This is a genomic window from Haemophilus sp. SZY H36, assembly GCF_018829625.1.
Classification (GTDB): Bacteria; Pseudomonadota; Gammaproteobacteria; order Enterobacterales; family Pasteurellaceae; genus Haemophilus; species Haemophilus haemolyticus_K.
This window is the reverse complement of the sequence record NZ_JAHKKA010000008.1, coordinates 1-15,533: the sequence shown is the minus strand read 5'-3', so window position 1 is coordinate 15,533 and position 15,533 is coordinate 1. Positions and strand designations below refer to the sequence as shown.

Below are 15,533 nucleotides of genomic sequence, written 5' to 3'. Positions count from 1 at the left end.
TTATTACCTTAAACATGGAAACTTTCACCACAGCCACAAGATTCTTTTACATTTGGATTACTGTATTTGAAGCCTTCATTTAAGCCTTCTTTCACATAATCCAACTCAATACCATCGAGATAAACTAAGCTTTTTGGATCGACAATAATATTCACACCATGTTGTTCAAAAACTTGATCTTCCTCATTTAAGACATCAACAAATTCAAGAACATAAGCTAAGCCAGAGCAGCCTGATGTTTTCACTCCTAAACGCAAACCAATACCTTTGCCACGATTATCCAAAAAAGCTTTCACTCGTTGAGCGGCTTTTTCTGTTAATGTAATACTCATATATCCCCCAAAACCACTAAAAGTGCGGTCAAAACTGACCGCACTTTTTCATATTATTCACCTTTTTTGGATTTGTAATCAGCAATTGCCGCTTTAATTGCATCTTCCGCTAAAATGGAACAGTGTACTTTCACTGGTGGCAATTCTAACTCTTCTGCAATTTGGCTATTTTTGATAGCGCCAGCTTCTTCTAAAGATTTACCTTTCACCCACTCGGTAATTAATGAGCTAGATGCAATAGCAGAACCACAACCATAAGTCTTGAATTTTGCATCTTCAATAATGCCGTTATCATTTACTTTAATTTGTAACTGCATTACATCACCACAAGCTGGCGCCCCCACCATGCCAGTACCAACATTGCTATCTTTTTTATCCATAGAACCCACATTGCGCGGATTTTCATAATGATCGATTACTTTTTCGCTATAAGCCATTTTAACTTTCCTTTTTTAAATCCTTGAGAAATGCCATTTAATAATAGCAGTTAAATCCTAGTGAGCGGACCACTCAATTGTACTAAGGTCGATGCCTTCTTTAAACATATCCCATAATGGCGATAATGCACGAAGTTTTTCTACCGCACTTTTCACTAAATTAATGGTGTAATCAATTTCTTCTTCAGTGGTGTAACGGCCAAGTGTAAAACGAATTGAACTGTGTGCCAATTCATCATTTAAACCAAGTGCGCGCAATACATAAGATGGCTCTAGGCTAGCAGATGTACAAGCAGAACCAGAAGATACAGCGATATCACGCAATGCCATCATTAAAGATTCACCTTCAACATAATTAAAGCTAATATTTAAATTACTATCTAAACGGTGCTCCATTGAGCCATTTACGTAGGTTTCTTCAATATCTTTTAAGCCATTATATAAACGATCACGAAGCGCTTTTAAACGAGGCATTTCTGATGCCATTTCTTCTTTTGCAATGCGATAAGCTTCGCCCATTCCCACGATTTGGTGAACAGGTAATGTACCTGAACGCATACCACGCTCATGGCCACCGCCATGAATAATCGCTTCTAAACGGATACGTGGTTTACGACGAACGTATAACGCACCAATACCTTTAGGCCCATAAAGTTTATGGCTAGACATAGATAATAAATCAACAGGCAACTCTTCCAAATTAATCGCAACTTTGCCCACACTTTGAGTTGCGTCCACATGGAAAATCGTTTTATTTGCACGACAAAGCTCACCAATAGCTTTAATATCTTGCAACACACCAATTTCATTATTGGCATGCATAATTGAAACTAAAATAGTATCTGGACGAAGTGCGGCTTTAAATTTTTCTAAATCAATTAAACCATCAGACTCGGGTGATAAATAGGTCACTTCAAAACCTTCGCGCTCTAATTGACGACAAGTATCTAAGACGGCTTTATGCTCAGTTTTGCAAGTGATGATATGTTTACCTTTAGTTTGGTAAAAATGCGCAGCACCCTTAATTGCAAGGTTATCTGATTCTGTCGCACCAGAAGTAAACACAATTTCACGAGAATCGGCACCAATAAGATCCGCAATTTGATTACGAGCCACATCTACAGCTTCTTCTGCTTGCCAACCAAATTTATGCGAGCGAGAAGCTGGGTTACCGAATGTACCGTCAATGGTTAAAAATTCCATCATTTTCTTCGCAACACGCTCGTCCACAGGACAAGTTGCTGCATAGTCTAAATAAATAGGTAATTTCATTTTTCACTCCTAAATCATTCTAAATTTGACCGCACTTTTAATGCATTTTGCACTGTACGGACTACTTTCCTTTATTGATTAACAATTAATAAATTCTCAAAATCGCTATGAGTTTGGCGTTTTGACTCACGTTTACTCACCAATTCAGCCAAAGTAATTTCATTGAGAAAACTTTCAATGCGATTACTCAGATCTTCCCACAATGTATGAGTTAAACATTCTACGCCATTTTGACAATTTCCACGACCAAGACATTTTGTCACATGAATATTTTCATTTACCGCTGAAATAATCATTCCCACTGAAATTTGGTCACTTGGTAAACCTAGCTGATAACCTCCACCAGGTCCACGAACACTTTTTACTAATCCATCACGACGTAATTTAGCAAAAAGTTGTTCTAAATAAGATAACGAAATATGTTGACGTTCAGAAATATCTGCAAGGCTCACAGGACCTTTTTCTGCATTTAAAGCGATATCTAAAACCGCAGTGACTGCATAACGACCTTTCGATGTAAGTTTCATAAAGTGTTCCTAAAAAGTGATGTTGCAATATTTACATATCCTACTAAATCAGTCAATTAATCTAAATCAAGATTAATTCGTTTTTCGACCGCACTTAGCATGCCGTTTAAAATATTTAATTCATTTTTTTCAAGTTGAGCACGATAATATAAACGCTTTAATTTATTCATAACACCTTGATTTTGAATGAATCCTAGTGACTGATATACACGCTCAGTATGCTCAAAAAAATAAGCGAGTTGTTCTGCCGTTGGATAGCTTTGTTCTATTAAAGAAAGTGAATTTTCCTTCTTATCTTGAGCTAAAAATGCCATGCGCAATTCATAGCTTACCAACTGTACCGCCATTGCTAAATTTAAAGAAGAATAATCAGGATTAGCCGGAATATTTAAATGGTAATGACATTTCAACAATTCTTCATTCGTTAATCCAATACGTTCACGACCAAACACAATAGCTATCTTGCCTTCATGCGCTACAACTTTCCCCGCGCATTCTCGAGGCTCGATCAATGTACTTTGTAAATGACGTAAACGAGCACTTGTACCAATCACTAAAGAGCAATCATCGACTGCTTCATCAAAACTATCGACAACCCTAGCATTTTTTACAATATCTTCTGCGCCAGCTGAAAGAGCATAAGATTGTTCATCAACAGATTTTGGTGAAACAAGACAAAGCTGGACCAATCCCATTGTTTTCATTGCTCTAGCAGCAGAACCAATATTACCGCTATGCGAAGTCTCAATTAAAACAATACGAATATTTTCCAACATAATGATGCCCGACTAAAATTTAAGGGTATTCTACCACAATAACCGCTAAAAATAGTCAAGAATTTAAGCAAATTAAAGAAATTTAAAATATTAGAGATGAATAATAAAAATAAGCATGGTGGGTTGTGAGAGGCTCGAACTCTCGACCGACGGATTAAGAGTCCGCTGCTCTACCAACTGAGCTAACAACCCAACTGGACAACTAAATCAGAGAGTGGTGGGTCGTGAAGGATTCGAACCTTCGACCAACGGATTAAAAGTCCGCTGCTCTACCGACTGAGCTAACGACCCATAAATTGATTTTAAATATTTTTAAAATCTTCAGATTTGGTTTTAAATGGTGCCCGAAGCCAGACTTGAACTGGCACGCCTCGAAAGGCGAGGGATTTTAAATCCCTTGTGTCTACCGATTCCACCACTCGGGCAAATTGGAGCGGGAAACGAGGCTCGAACTCGCGACCCCGACCTTGGCAAGGTCGTGCTCTACCAACTGAGCTATTCCCGCATTTATCGCTAATCAGCATTGCTGCTTGATAACGGGGCGTATTTTACGGTTTTATAGTCTTGTGTCAAATGAAAAAATAAAAAAAAGCTTTGTTTGATTAAAAATAAGACAAAATAATAAAAGTACGGTAGAAAATATTGCACTTTATCCAAAATTAGAGTTTTAGGTCATCTAGTAGGCTACCTCTTGCTGCCTGTAAATATTGGATCATTGACCATACTGTTAAAATGGCTGCGATGTAAAGCAAGATTATAGCGGCAATTTCCATATAATTATTGTAACGCCATAATAATCCGCCTAGGGCTAACATTTGTGCGGTTGTTTTCCATTTTCCCCACCAAGAGACAGCGACTTTACTACGCTCTCCTAGTTCAGCCATCCATTCACGTAATGCGGAAATAATAATTTCGCGAGAAATCATAATAATGGCAGGAATCGTAATCCAAAGAGAGTGTTGATATTCAACGATGAGAACCAAGGCGGCGACAACCATTACTTTATCTGCAACAGGATCTAAAAAAGCGCCAAATCTTGTAGTTTGTTTCCATTTACGAGCCAAATAACCATCAAGCCAATCAGTAACACCGGCAATAAAGAATATGAATGTAGTAATAAAAGGGGAGGATTCGATAGGTAAATAAAATGCAATCACGAAAAACGGAATCAGGATTACGCGAAATATCGTTAGGAAAATAGGAATATTAAATTTCATAGAAATGAACCGCTCTTGGTGTTAGAGATACACCTATTCTAAAGTATCTAAGAATATAAAAAAAGCCACATTATGTGGCTTTCTTGTAAATAATTACGGATTAAAGTTTATCAGCGTTTTGTTTTAAGTATTTTGCAACGCCTTCAGGGTTATCTTTCATCCCTTCTTTACCTTTTTCCCATTGAGCAGGGCAAACTTCACCGTGATCTTCGTGGAATTGTAATGCGTCAACCATACGTAACATTTCATCGATGTTACGACCTAATGGAAGATCGTTTACTACTTGGTGACGAACAACCCCATTTTTGTCGATTAAGAATGAAGCGCGTAATGCAACGCCCTCTTCTGGATGTTCAATACCGTATGCTTGAGCGATTTCGTGTTTTACGTCCGCTGCTAATGCATATTTAACTTGGCCGATACCACCATTTTCAGTTGGGGTGTTACGCCATGCATTGTGAGTGAATTGAGAGTCGATAGAAACACCAACTACTTCTACGCCACGTTTTTTGAATTCTTCATAACGGTGGTCAAATGCGATTAACTCAGAAGGGCAAACAAAGGTAAAGTCTAATGGGTAGAAAAAGATTACTGCAGCTTTTCCAGCAATGTGTTTTTTAAAGTTGAAGTTATCAACGATTTCGCCATTGCCTAATACAGCAGATGAAGTAAAATCTGGTGCTTGACGGGTTACTAATACCATAGTCATAATTCCTATATAAAGTTAAGTTAAAGTTTTGCCACACAAAATAGCGGCGCGGTTCTATTTGAAACGCCGACATTTTATACTCGATTTTATCTATTAAAGCAATTAATCTTATCTAAAATAAGGTGGAAATATGCAACAACACAATCTATCAACAATATTTGTCCATGCAGGGCGTAAAAAACGCTTTTCACAAGGATCCGTAAACCCCGTTTTACAGCGAGCTTCTTCATTAGTATTTGACAGTATTGAAGATAAAAAACATGCCACTCAACATAGAGCAAAAGGCGAATTATTTTATGGCAGAAGAGGAACGCTAACACATTTTGCGTTACAAGATTTAATGTGTGAAATGGAGGGGGGCGCAGGCTGTTATCTTTATCCTTGTGGTGCAGCAGCAGTAACTAATTCGATTCTTTCTTTTGTAAAAAGTGGCGATCATGTATTAATGAGTGGTGCAGCTTACGAGCCAACCCAAGATTTCTGTAATATTGTGCTGAAAAAAATGCAGATCGATACAACTTATTACGATCCTCTTATTGGTGCTGATATTGCAACGCTTATTCAACCGAATACAAAAGTACTTTTTTTGGAGGCACCGAGTTCTATCACAATGGAAATTCCCGATATTCCGACTATTGTGAAGGCTGCAAGAACGGTGAACCCTAATATTGTGATTATGATTGATAATACTTGGTCGGCAGGTGTTCTATTTAAAGCGTTAGAGTATGATATTGATATTTCTATCCAAGCGGGGACGAAATATTTAGTAGGGCATTCTGATATTATGATTGGTACTGCCGTTGCGAATGCGCGAACTTGGGATCAACTTAGAGAACATTCCTATTTAATGGGGCAGATGGTGGATGCGGATTCTGCTTATACGACTGCTCGTGGTATTCGTACATTGGGTGTACGGTTAAAACAACATCAGGAAAGCAGTATTAAAGTAGCAAAATGGTTGAGTGAGCAACCTGAAGTAAAAACTGTGTACCATCCAGCCTTACCAAGTTGCCCTGGTCATGAATTCTTTTTACGAGACTTTAGTGGTAGCAGTGGCTTATTTTCTTTTGAACTAACTAAGCGATTGACATCGGAACAAGTCTCAAATTTCATGGATCATTTTCAACTTTTCACTATGGCTTATTCATGGGGAGGATTTGAGTCTTTAATTCTTTGTAATCAACCAGAAGAAATTGCACATATTCGTCCAAATATTAAACGTAACCTTACAGGTTCATTAATTCGTGTGCATATCGGCTTTGAAGATGTAGATGAATTGGTTGCAGATTTAAAAGCTGGATTTGAGCGAATTGCCTAAAAGTGCGGATAAAAAAATGCCTGTTTTACACAGGCATTTTTTATAGGATTATTTTTGTTGTGACACCAAGCCAACTTTCGAACCGTCAGCAAAATGTACTGAAGTCCCGATAATGTCTACTTGGATATTTTTCCCTTGTTGCAAGTGCGGGCGAATTTGTGAAAGCACAGCTTCTTCAGTTGTTGATAATGTTACTGTTTCGCTAGCTTTTGGTGCAATTGTTTTTCCAAATTGTAATGCTGGAAGATTTGCTACATAGAATGGTTGATTATTTTCTTTATAAACAGTTAACCATTGCGCTTCTAAAATAGCTTTATCACTTAAGTTTGTAATTTCATAAGTGATAGAAAACGATTTTAAATCATCTGTTACAGAAACATTTGTTACTTTTACATTCGCAACTTTTAGAAACTCTGCATTTGCTTGAGTGACTAAATCATCCGTTTTTACTTGAGGTTGTTGTACTGTTTGTTGAGCCGGTTGAGTAGTTTCTGTTGTTGCAGGTTTTTCTGCTACTTTTTCTTCTTTATCGTTACAAGCTGTTAATGCAATTGAACCTGCAATGATACTTGCGAAAAGAAATGATTTATTAAATTTCATTGTAAATTCCTTCATTATATTTTGTTAGTTAAGTTGTACTCGTTTTTTAAGGGCCCAATTATAGCCTATGTGAGCCTTTATGACAGTCTTTTATTTTGAAAGTTCATAGAAGTTGTTTTATTATACTTTTCATTTTTCTTGATAAGTTAAGTAGAGAAGTACAATGAAACATATTCATATCTTAGGTATTTGTGGGACATTTATGGGCGGCGTGGCGATGATTGCTAAACAAATGGGCTATCACGTGACGGGTTCCGATACTAATGTTTACCCTCCAATGAGCACTTTTTTAGAAGAGCAAGGTATTCAGATTATTTCAAATTATGATGTTGCACAATTACAACCTGCGCCTGACATGGTAATCATTGGTAATGCGATGAAGCGCGGTAATCCTTGCGTAGAATATGTGTTAGAAAATAATTTGAAATACACATCTGGTCCTCAATGGTTACATGATCATTTATTACGCGATCGTTGGGTATTGGCGGTTTCTGGTACGCATGGAAAGACAACCACAACAGGCATGCTAACGTGGATCTTAGAACAAAATGGATTAAAACCAGGCTTTTTAATCGGTGGTATTGCCGGTAATTTTGGCATTTCAGCTCGTTTAGGAGACAGTCCTTATTTTGTTATTGAAGCTGATGAATATGATACAGCTTTCTTTGATAAACGTTCGAAATTTGTACATTACAATCCGCGTACACTTATCGTAAATAACATTAGTTTTGATCATGCAGATATTTTTGATGATCTCAAAGCGATCCAACGCCAATTTCATCATATGATTCGAACTATTCCGGCAAGTGGTTTGGTATTAAGTTCGGCGAGTGAACAAAGCGCAAAAGAAACGCTGGCATTGGGATGTTGGTCGCAGCAACAATTTTTAGGCAAAGATAGTGAGTGGTTTGCTGAGCGTATTACAAATGATGCCTCACATTTTGCGGTTTTCCATCATGGTGAAAAAGTGGCTGAAGTAAAATGGAATGTAGTGGGACAACATAATATGCATAATGCTTTAATGGCAATCGCAGCTGCTCATCATGCGGGTGTGTCTATTGAAGAGGCATGTAAAGCATTAGGATCTTTTGTAAATGCTAAACGTCGTTTAGAAGTAAAAGGCGAAGTTAATAGCATCACCGTTTATGATGATTTTGCTCATCATCCAGAAGCTATTCTCGCTACGCTAACCGCTTTACGAGATAAAGTGGGGGGAGGTGTGCGAATTCTTGCAGTGCTTGAACCTCGTTCTAACACAATGAAAATGGGTGTTCATAAAGATGAAATTGCACCTGCTCTTGGTCGAGCTGATGAAGTGTTTATGCTTCAACCAGAACAACTTCCTTGGGAAGTAGCAGATATTGCAAACCAATGTGTACAACCTGCCTATTGGAATGCAAATTTAGATCGATTAGTCGATATGATTGTCGCTGAGGCCCAACCTACAGATCATATTTTGGTGATGTCTAACGGCAGTTTTGGTGGCATTCATCAAAAAATTCTTGATAAGCTTAAACAGAAATAATCAAAGTGCGGTTAATTTAGAAAATGTTTTTAAGTTGACCGCACTTTTATTGAGTTAACGTAACATTTATTTTTAATTTGTTTTTTATAAAAGGAATCTTTGTAGAATGGCTGATCCACATATTAAATCACCGATGGATTTTTTAGATAATCTGACCGTCATTATTTATCGCTCTGGATTTGTGATAGCTGCGTTTTCTATTCTTGCCATGAGTTGGTATCCAGATTTATCGCTCACATTTATATTAATTGCGGCAACTTGCTGTGCCTCTTCATTACATATTTATCTCAAATCCTTCCGATTACTTTTTCAATTTGCTACTTGGATAGGATTACTTTTTTATATTAATCATTATCCAGCTTTAGCCCTTGGCGGTACGTTACTTACTTTAGGTGGTTTGTGTTTTAAAGAATATTTTTGTTTCCGGGTACCTTTGCTAAATTTACAGCCGATATTTGTGGCTTGCTTGTGGTTTTCATGGGTGTTAAATAATCTTATCGCATTACGCATTTTTTCTATTATTTCTGGTGTATTACTTTTAGTTTTAGCGATACAAAAATGGCGAATGCCTTTGCATTTTGATATTGGAGATAAAACAAAATATCAAATTTAGAAAAGAAAATGACCGCACTTTTATGTGCGGTCATTGTTTTTAGAATGGTTTATTTAGCTAAGCATTCCATGTAACTATCTGCAGTAGATTGCAAGAATGTTGCATAAGAATTTTTGCCTAAAGTGACTTTATCGCCAATTGGGTCGAGTTGTCCTACATTGACTTTAGTATTTTGTGCTAAAGATTCAATCACTTTCGGCGTAAATTGTGGTTCTGCGAATAAGCAATTTACTTTATGTTCTGCGATTTCTTCTTTAATGTGCGCTAAGGTTTTTGCACCCGGTGCCACTAATGGATTAATGGTGAAGTAACCCGTTTGTTTTAATCCATAAGCATCGTTGAAATAACCATAAGCATCGTGGAAAACGTAGAAACCTTTATCTTTAACGTTCGCAAGTTGTGCTGTGATTTTTTCACCTTGTTCTGTCAAAGTGCGGTTAAAATCTGAAAGATTTTGTGCAATCAAATCTTTTTTATCTGGGAATTGTGCAGTTAATTTATCCGCTACTTTTTGTGCAACAATTTTGCTGATAGCTGGAGAATACCAAACGTGCCAGTTTGTTGTTAAACCTTCGTCATGATCATGGTGATCGTGATCATGGTCGTGATCGTGATGTTCATGCTCGTGCTTATGATCATGGCCGTGTTCATGTTCGTGTTTGTGCTCATGCTCATGTTTATGATCGTGATCGCCATCTTCATGGAAATGCTCGTGGTGAGCTTGACTTAATAAAGGTTCAACATCCGCAAGATCGGCAATGGTAATCACTTTTTTACGTTCAATTTGGCTAATTGGTTTGTCTAAGAATGAATCAACATCTTCACCAATCCATACAACTAAATCTGCAGATTTTACTTTTTGAATATCAGATAATTTCAAATTGTAGTCATGCGGAGATGCTCCAGCAGGAACAAGGACTTGTGTGCCAGTTACGCCATCTGCAATAGATGAAACAATAAAGCCTAAAGGTTTTACTGATGCCAATACATCGGCATTCGCCATCATTGGCGCACTTAAAAGTGCGGCAGAAACGGCGCTAATTTTTAAAAGTTTTTTCATATTTCTGTTTCCTTACTTGTTAGTAATAATTCTCAAAGGGAAAAAGACTACGCCTTTTTATATAAATTGCAACGATTTTATAGAGAACTTGAGGGGAAAATTTTTCATTTTCAAAGTAAATAGGTTTCATTCGATAAAAAAATGCACATTGATGGTCAATGTGCATTTTCAAGAGGAGATTAAGATTTTTTCTTTAGTAATTTATCTATTACACGAGAAACAGCAAAAAAACCAAAGGTTGCCGTAATCATCGTGGCTGCGCCAAATCCGTTTGCGCAATTCATTGTGGCAGAAATTGCACAACCTTCAGTCATTTGTGGGAATATTAGAGGTTGTGTTGAAAATACCGCATCGATACTAAATTTGCGTTTTGGATTTTGGCTAAAATTGTAATCCTTGCGTAAAACCGACCGCACTTTGGCTAGAAGTGGATCTTGAATGGTTTTACTAAGATCGGCAATTTGAATTTGGGTTGGATCAGTTTGACCGCCAGCACCACCAATAGTAATCACATTAATTTTGTTGCGTTTACAATAAGCAATCAGCGATGCTTTAGTTCTCACATTGTCAATGGCATCAATGACATAGTCATAGCCTCGATTGAGATAGTCCGATTGATTCTCTGGTGATATAAAGTCATCAATAATGTTGACGGTACATTCTGGGTTAATTAATTTTACTCGCTCTGACATGACTTCAGTTTTTAGTTTGCCGATTGTGCCGCTCATCGCAGGAAGTTGGCGGTTGATATTCGTGACGCAAATATCATCCATATCAATTAATGTGAGCTCACCAATGCCTGAACGTGCTAAGGCCTCTACGACCCAAGAACCCACGCCTCCAATGCCTATTACGCAAATATGGGCTTTGCGTAAGCGCGCGAGTCCATCAGGTGTATAAAGTCGACCAATACCGCCAAATCGCTGTTCATAATTGTCCACTGGAGCCATTATTGCAACACCCATACTCGGCCATAGTGTTTGGATAATCCTGCAATATGGCCTGCTTGATCACCAATGCCACGATATAAGTCAAAGTGGTGGCCTTTCACCGCACCGCCCACATCAAGTGCAACCATTAAATGCAATTTGTGTGTACCAAGCCAGTTTCCGTTATTATCAATGTCAGGCACTTCGACCAAAAGAACAGTACCAGATGGTACAACGCTACGATCTGATGCCACAGAAGCCATTGGTACAAGTGGTACGCCTGCAGAACCTTTTACTTTGCCACTTGGATCATTTTTGAAGAATACATAAGAAGAATTACGTTCTAACAAACTTTGTACACGAGATGGATTACGATTGCCCCATTCACGAATTGCTTGAATAGACATTTTCTCTTTTGGTACTTCACCATCTTCAACTAATAAACGACCAACGGCGGTGTAAGGAAAGCCATTTTGTCCTGCATAGGCGAAGTAATTAAGGTTGCCATCACCAAAATCTACATAACCGCTGCCTTGTACCCCAAGTAAAAAGTTCTCTAACATGGAATCACTATACGCTAATTCTAATCCTTGCCCCGCTAATGCACCGGCATAGATTTGCGCACGGCTAAAACGTTTATTTGCTGGCATGCGATAAATTGGATTTTGGAATTGACCTTGCGGTGAACGGCGTGCATGAAGGACTGGAGAGTAGTAGCCTGTCATTAAAACATTTTGATATCCATCGAACCCGCGCATAATTTGCGGGTGAATGCCAAATTTAGAAAGCTTACTTACATTGGCGCCAGAAAGTACCCAGTTTGTAATTTTTTCATAGTTGCCATAGAAACGATCAGATAGTTTGCTTGAATAACTTTGTACATTTGAAAGTTGCGTTAAAAAATCGCCCTGATTAATGACCGCACTTTGGTTTTCAACTTGAGAAACTGGCATAAACACAGCTTGTTGATAATTACGACCCGAATATTTCGCACCAAATTGTTGAGGATCGCTGCCATTTGAGGTGGTGGGGATTTGAGTTTTTGTTGTATTAGAAGAACCACAGGCAACTAAAAGTGCGGTTGTCACTGCAATAGAAAATGTTTTTAATGAGAAAAATTTTCGAACTGACATTTTTAATCCTAAATAAGCTTCAATAAGGCTGCATACGCTATCAAAAATCCTTCAAAACGACCAGTGTTATTTAGTCAAGCTGATTAATAAAAACTCACATTGAACATTTTATTAACAAATGAAACATAAACTTTGGTTTAATTCTTGCAAAAAAATATTAATAGCGTATAGTGCACTACATCAGACGCGGGGTGGAGCAGCTTGGTAGCTCGTCGGGCTCATAACCCGAAGGCCGTCGGTTCAAATCCGGCCCCCGCAACCAACAAATTCTAAAGCCCTGATTTAATAAAATCAGGGCTTTTCTTTTTACGCTTTAACTCGCTATGATGATCTCAATTAGATCATCTTTTTCTATGCTATAATCCCTCAAAATTTTCAAAACCGGTACCTAAATGAAACAATTATTTGCAACGACTTCTCGTGGCTTTGAAGAATTATTAAAAGTTGAACTCACTGAACTTGGCGCACAAGAGGCAAAAGTGGTTCAAGGTGGCGTTCATTATCAAGCTGATGACGAAACTTTATACCGCACTTTGCTTTGGTCACGCCTTGCTTCACGCATTTTATTTCCTTTGATTGAAACCAAGGTTTACAGTGATTTGGATCTTTATGCGGCTGTTTCAGGCTTTAATTGGTTAGCGCAATTTGATGAACGAATTACATTCTTTGTAAATTTTAATGGAACCAACCAAGAAATTCGTCATACTCAATTTGGTGCGATGCGCGTTAAAGATGGAATTGTCGATTACTTTGAACGTCAAGGTAAAACTCGCCCTGATGTAGATAAAATTCAGCCGGACGTACGTATTCATGCTTATTTGAATCGTGAAAATTTAGTGATTTCTTTAGATTTAAGTGGGGAAGCATTACATTTGCGAGGCTATCGTGAAGATGCAGGTCAAGCGCCTTTACGTGAAACTCTAGCGGCGGCAATTGTTATGCGTTCAGGTTGGCAAGCAGGTTCTCCATTAGTAGATCCAATGTGTGGTTCAGGCACGCTTTTAATTGAAGCTGCACAAATGGAAGCCAAAATTGCGCCGCAACTTTATCGTTTACATTGGGGATTTGATTTTTGGAAATCGCATAATCAATCAGCTTGGGAAAAAGTAAAAAATGAAGCGATTGAATTAGCAGAAGAAAAACAAAGTGAAATTCAACCGCACTTTTATGGATTTGACCTCGATCACCGCGTATTAAAAAAGGCGCAGAAAAATGCACAAAATGCAGGTGTTTCACATTTAATTAAATGGCAACAAGGTGATGTTGCAGCGTTGAAAAATCCTAGCATAAATGAAGTTGGTACGGTTATCTGTAATCCACCTTATGGTGAACGTTTAGGCACAACCCCAGCTTTAATCGCGCTCTATTCTGTATTTGGGCAAAGACTTAAAAAAGAATTTTGCGGTTGGAATGTTTCTGTTTTTAGTAGCGAATCCACATTGCTTGATTGTTTGAGAATGCGTGCCTGCCGACAGTTTAAAGCAAAAAATGGCCCATTAGATTGTGTGCAGAAGAATTATCAAGTTTCAGAACGAAAATCTAACGAAATTCAAGTCGAAAATGAACTAGAATTTAACCGCACTTCGGAGGTGGCAACTGATTTTGCTAATCGATTACAAAAAAATATTAAGAAAATTAGCAAATGGGCAAAGCAGCAAGGATTAGACGCTTATCGTTTATATGATGCCGATTTGCCTGAATATAATTTAGCCGTCGATCGTTATGCAGATTACATTGTTGTGCAAGAATATGCTGCGCCGAAAAATATTGATGAAAATAAAGCGCGTCAACGTTTATTAGATGCTGTTACTGCAACTTTGCACGTTACAGGTGTGGAAACGAATAAGCTAATCCTCAAAGTTCGTCAGAAACAAAAAGGTACTAACCAATATGAGAAACTAGCCAATAAAGGTGAATACTTTTATGTGAATGAATATGGCGTGCAACTTTGGGTAAATTTGACCGATTATTTAGACACTGGCTTATTCTTAGATCACCGTTTAACAAGAAAAATGATTGGAGAGTTGGCAAAAGGTAAAGATTTCTTAAACTTATTTGCTTATACTGGCTCAGCAACTGTTCATGCAGCACTTGGTGGTGCTAAATCGACAACTACCGTTGATATGTCCAATACTTATCTTAATTGGGCGGAGCAAAATCTTATTTTGAATGATATTGAAGGTAAACAACATAAATTAATTCAAGCAGATTGCCTTCAATGGCTAGAAAAATGTGAGCGTCAATTTGATTTGATATTTGTGGATCCACCGACGTTTTCGAATTCTAAACGTATGGAAGAGAGTTGGGATGTTCAACGAGATCATGTGAAATTAATGAGCAACCTAAAACGAGTTTTATCGAATAATGGTACAATTGTTTTTTCGAATAATAAACGTGGATTCAAAATGAATTTAGTTGCGTTGGAAGAATTAGGTTTAAGTTCGGTAGAAATTTCGCATAAAACATTACCACTAGATTTTGAACGTAATAAACAAATTCATAATTGTTGGATAATTCAACATATATAATGATTTCCCAAGTTATAAAAATAGTCGAAAAAATAGTGAATTTTAAACAAACTGAATAAAAAACTATCGCTCAAACATTTTTTTTCAAAAAGTGCTAGACAAGGTTTTGTTAAATCATTAATATACGCCTCCGCAACGACGCAATAACGCGTTCGTAGCTCAGTTGGATAGAGCGTTGGCCTCCGGAGCCAAAGGTCGCAAGTTCGAATCTTGTCGAGCGCGCCAGGTCAGTGCAATAACAACTTTTAATGGTGGCTATAGCTCAGTTGGTAGAGCCCTGGATTGTGATTCCAGTTGTCGTGGGTTCGAATCCCATTAGCCACCCCATCTTATCTTTATAAGATCTGACGGCGAGTAGCGCAGCTTGGTAGCGCAACTGGTTTGGGACCAGTGGGTCGTAGGTTCAAATCCTATCTCGCCGACCACTTTATTTTGCTCTTTAACAATATATCAGACAATCTGTGTGGGCACTTGTTGATTGACTTGTTTTAAAATATTTTTAATTTTGAAGTCTTAATAGGTGCTTAACTGAAAATTCATAATTACTTTTTAAGTAG

The 15,533-nt window shown here is 37.8% G+C and carries 15 protein-coding genes and 8 tRNA genes; 8 read left to right on the top strand and 15 right to left on the bottom strand.

Going from position 1 to position 15,533, the window contains the following annotated elements:
- Positions 1-8: 8 nt before the first annotated feature.
- From iscA to KP713_RS08820, 11 genes are all read right to left on the bottom strand, one after another.
- The gene (gene iscA / locus KP713_RS08870; protein WP_140523672.1) at positions 9-332 is read right to left on the bottom strand and encodes an iron-sulfur cluster assembly protein IscA; all 324 of its coding nucleotides are present in this window, start codon (positions 330-332) and stop codon (positions 9-11) included.
- A 53-nt stretch (positions 333-385) separates the two neighbouring features.
- The gene (gene iscU, locus KP713_RS08865) at positions 386-769 is read right to left on the bottom strand and encodes a Fe-S cluster assembly scaffold IscU (RefSeq protein ID WP_005626962.1); all 384 of its coding nucleotides are present in this window, start codon (positions 767-769) and stop codon (positions 386-388) included.
- Between the two features lie 57 nt (positions 770-826).
- A complete protein-coding gene (locus KP713_RS08860; RefSeq protein WP_005630094.1) occupies positions 827-2,041 on the bottom strand; it encodes an IscS subfamily cysteine desulfurase in 1,215 nt (404 codons plus the stop codon).
- Between the two features lie 71 nt (positions 2,042-2,112).
- On the bottom strand, positions 2,113-2,568 hold the full coding sequence (gene iscR / locus KP713_RS08855) for a Fe-S cluster assembly transcriptional regulator IscR (RefSeq protein ID WP_005630093.1): 456 nt from the start codon (positions 2,566-2,568) through the stop codon (positions 2,113-2,115).
- Between the two features lie 56 nt (positions 2,569-2,624).
- Entirely contained in the window at positions 2,625-3,344 is a 720-nt protein-coding gene (trmJ, locus tag KP713_RS08850) for a tRNA (cytosine(32)/uridine(32)-2'-O)-methyltransferase TrmJ (protein ID WP_140523669.1), read from the bottom strand.
- Between the two features lie 116 nt (positions 3,345-3,460).
- Positions 3,461-3,536, bottom strand: a tRNA-Lys gene (locus KP713_RS08845).
- A gap of 23 nt (positions 3,537-3,559) precedes the next feature.
- Positions 3,560-3,635, bottom strand: a tRNA-Lys gene (locus KP713_RS08840).
- A gap of 47 nt (positions 3,636-3,682) precedes the next feature.
- Positions 3,683-3,769 (bottom strand) — tRNA-Leu (locus KP713_RS08835).
- A 4-nt stretch (positions 3,770-3,773) separates the two neighbouring features.
- Positions 3,774-3,849: transfer RNA gene (locus KP713_RS08830), tRNA-Gly, on the bottom strand.
- A gap of 154 nt (positions 3,850-4,003) precedes the next feature.
- Positions 4,004-4,561, bottom strand: coding sequence for a CDP-diacylglycerol--glycerol-3-phosphate 3-phosphatidyltransferase (gene pgsA / locus KP713_RS08825; RefSeq protein WP_140527086.1), 558 nt, complete (start codon positions 4,559-4,561; stop codon positions 4,004-4,006).
- Positions 4,562-4,661: 100 nt separating this feature from the next.
- Positions 4,662-5,264, bottom strand: a complete 603-nt coding sequence (locus tag KP713_RS08820; RefSeq protein ID WP_140527084.1) for a peroxiredoxin C — start codon at positions 5,262-5,264, stop codon at positions 4,662-4,664.
- A gap of 136 nt (positions 5,265-5,400) precedes the next feature.
- Between KP713_RS08820 and metC the strand changes: the two genes are divergently transcribed.
- Positions 5,401-6,588, top strand: a complete 1,188-nt coding sequence (metC, locus tag KP713_RS08815; protein ID WP_140527082.1) for a cystathionine beta-lyase — start codon at positions 5,401-5,403, stop codon at positions 6,586-6,588.
- A gap of 48 nt (positions 6,589-6,636) precedes the next feature.
- Here the strand turns inward: metC and KP713_RS08810 are convergent, their stop codons facing one another.
- Positions 6,637-7,188 carry a hypothetical protein gene (locus KP713_RS08810; RefSeq protein ID WP_140527080.1) on the bottom strand — a complete coding sequence of 184 codons (552 nt, stop codon included), beginning with the start codon at positions 7,186-7,188 and terminating at the stop codon, positions 6,637-6,639.
- A 163-nt stretch (positions 7,189-7,351) separates the two neighbouring features.
- Here KP713_RS08810 and mpl point away from each other — a divergent pair, with 163 nt between their 5' ends.
- Positions 7,352-8,713, top strand: coding sequence for a UDP-N-acetylmuramate:L-alanyl-gamma-D-glutamyl-meso-diaminopimelate ligase (gene mpl, locus KP713_RS08805; protein ID WP_140527078.1), 1,362 nt, complete (start codon positions 7,352-7,354; stop codon positions 8,711-8,713).
- 106 nt (positions 8,714-8,819) lie between these two features.
- Positions 8,820-9,326: a DUF2301 domain-containing membrane protein gene (locus KP713_RS08800; RefSeq protein ID WP_204713609.1), complete on the top strand. Its 507-nt coding sequence runs from the start codon at positions 8,820-8,822 to the stop codon at positions 9,324-9,326.
- 49 nt (positions 9,327-9,375) lie between these two features.
- On the opposite strand, the gene znuA is transcribed toward KP713_RS08800, so the two are convergent.
- From znuA to mltA, 3 genes are all read right to left on the bottom strand, one after another.
- Complete coding sequence (znuA, locus tag KP713_RS08795) at positions 9,376-10,386, bottom strand: zinc ABC transporter substrate-binding protein ZnuA (protein WP_215770420.1); 1,011 nt, start codon at positions 10,384-10,386, stop codon at positions 9,376-9,378.
- A 179-nt stretch (positions 10,387-10,565) separates the two neighbouring features.
- On the bottom strand, positions 10,566-11,336 hold the full coding sequence (tcdA, locus tag KP713_RS08790) for a tRNA cyclic N6-threonylcarbamoyladenosine(37) synthase TcdA (protein WP_215770419.1): 771 nt from the start codon (positions 11,334-11,336) through the stop codon (positions 10,566-10,568).
- A complete protein-coding gene (mltA, locus tag KP713_RS08785) occupies positions 11,336-12,448 on the bottom strand; it encodes a murein transglycosylase A (protein WP_215770418.1) in 1,113 nt (370 codons plus the stop codon). The genes tcdA and mltA overlap by 1 nt, the downstream gene beginning before the upstream one ends.
- Before the next feature lie 185 nt (positions 12,449-12,633).
- Here mltA and KP713_RS08780 point away from each other — a divergent pair.
- From KP713_RS08780 to KP713_RS08760, 5 genes are all read left to right on the top strand, one after another.
- A tRNA-Met gene (locus tag KP713_RS08780) sits at positions 12,634-12,710 on the top strand.
- A 130-nt stretch (positions 12,711-12,840) separates the two neighbouring features.
- Positions 12,841-14,976, top strand: a complete 2,136-nt coding sequence (gene rlmKL, locus KP713_RS08775) for a bifunctional 23S rRNA (guanine(2069)-N(7))-methyltransferase RlmK/23S rRNA (guanine(2445)-N(2))-methyltransferase RlmL (protein ID WP_215770417.1) — start codon at positions 12,841-12,843, stop codon at positions 14,974-14,976.
- A gap of 148 nt (positions 14,977-15,124) precedes the next feature.
- Positions 15,125-15,201 (top strand) — tRNA-Arg (locus KP713_RS08770).
- Positions 15,202-15,227: 26 nt separating this feature from the next.
- A tRNA-His gene (locus KP713_RS08765) sits at positions 15,228-15,303 on the top strand.
- A 21-nt stretch (positions 15,304-15,324) separates the two neighbouring features.
- A tRNA-Pro gene (locus KP713_RS08760) sits at positions 15,325-15,401 on the top strand.
- Positions 15,402-15,533 lie beyond the last annotated feature (132 nt).

Coding starts and splice junctions, on each gene's coding strand:
- mpl (WP_140527078.1), top strand. CDS start 7,352: ATGAAACATATTCATATCTTAGGTATTTGTGGGACATTTATGGGCGGC.
- iscU (WP_005626962.1), bottom strand. CDS start 769: ATGGCTTATAGCGAAAAAGTAATCGATCATTATGAAAATCCGCGCAAT.
- pgsA (WP_140527086.1), bottom strand. CDS start 4,561: ATGAAATTTAATATTCCTATTTTCCTAACGATATTTCGCGTAATCCTG.
- rlmKL (WP_215770417.1), top strand. CDS start 12,841: ATGAAACAATTATTTGCAACGACTTCTCGTGGCTTTGAAGAATTATTA.
- metC (WP_140527082.1), top strand. CDS start 5,401: ATGCAACAACACAATCTATCAACAATATTTGTCCATGCAGGGCGTAAA.
- znuA (WP_215770420.1), bottom strand. CDS start 10,386: ATGAAAAAACTTTTAAAAATTAGCGCCGTTTCTGCCGCACTTTTAAGT.
- KP713_RS08800 (WP_204713609.1), top strand. CDS start 8,820: ATGGCTGATCCACATATTAAATCACCGATGGATTTTTTAGATAATCTG.
- KP713_RS08860 (WP_005630094.1), bottom strand. CDS start 2,041: ATGAAATTACCTATTTATTTAGACTATGCAGCAACTTGTCCTGTGGAC.
- KP713_RS08820 (WP_140527084.1), bottom strand. CDS start 5,264: ATGGTATTAGTAACCCGTCAAGCACCAGATTTTACTTCATCTGCTGTA.
- iscA (WP_140523672.1), bottom strand. CDS start 332: ATGAGTATTACATTAACAGAAAAAGCCGCTCAACGAGTGAAAGCTTTT.
- trmJ (WP_140523669.1), bottom strand. CDS start 3,344: ATGTTGGAAAATATTCGTATTGTTTTAATTGAGACTTCGCATAGCGGT.
- KP713_RS08810 (WP_140527080.1), bottom strand. CDS start 7,188: ATGAAATTTAATAAATCATTTCTTTTCGCAAGTATCATTGCAGGTTCA.
- tcdA (WP_215770419.1), bottom strand. CDS start 11,336: ATGGCTCCAGTGGACAATTATGAACAGCGATTTGGCGGTATTGGTCGA.
- mltA (WP_215770418.1), bottom strand. CDS start 12,448: ATGTCAGTTCGAAAATTTTTCTCATTAAAAACATTTTCTATTGCAGTG.
- iscR (WP_005630093.1), bottom strand. CDS start 2,568: ATGAAACTTACATCGAAAGGTCGTTATGCAGTCACTGCGGTTTTAGAT.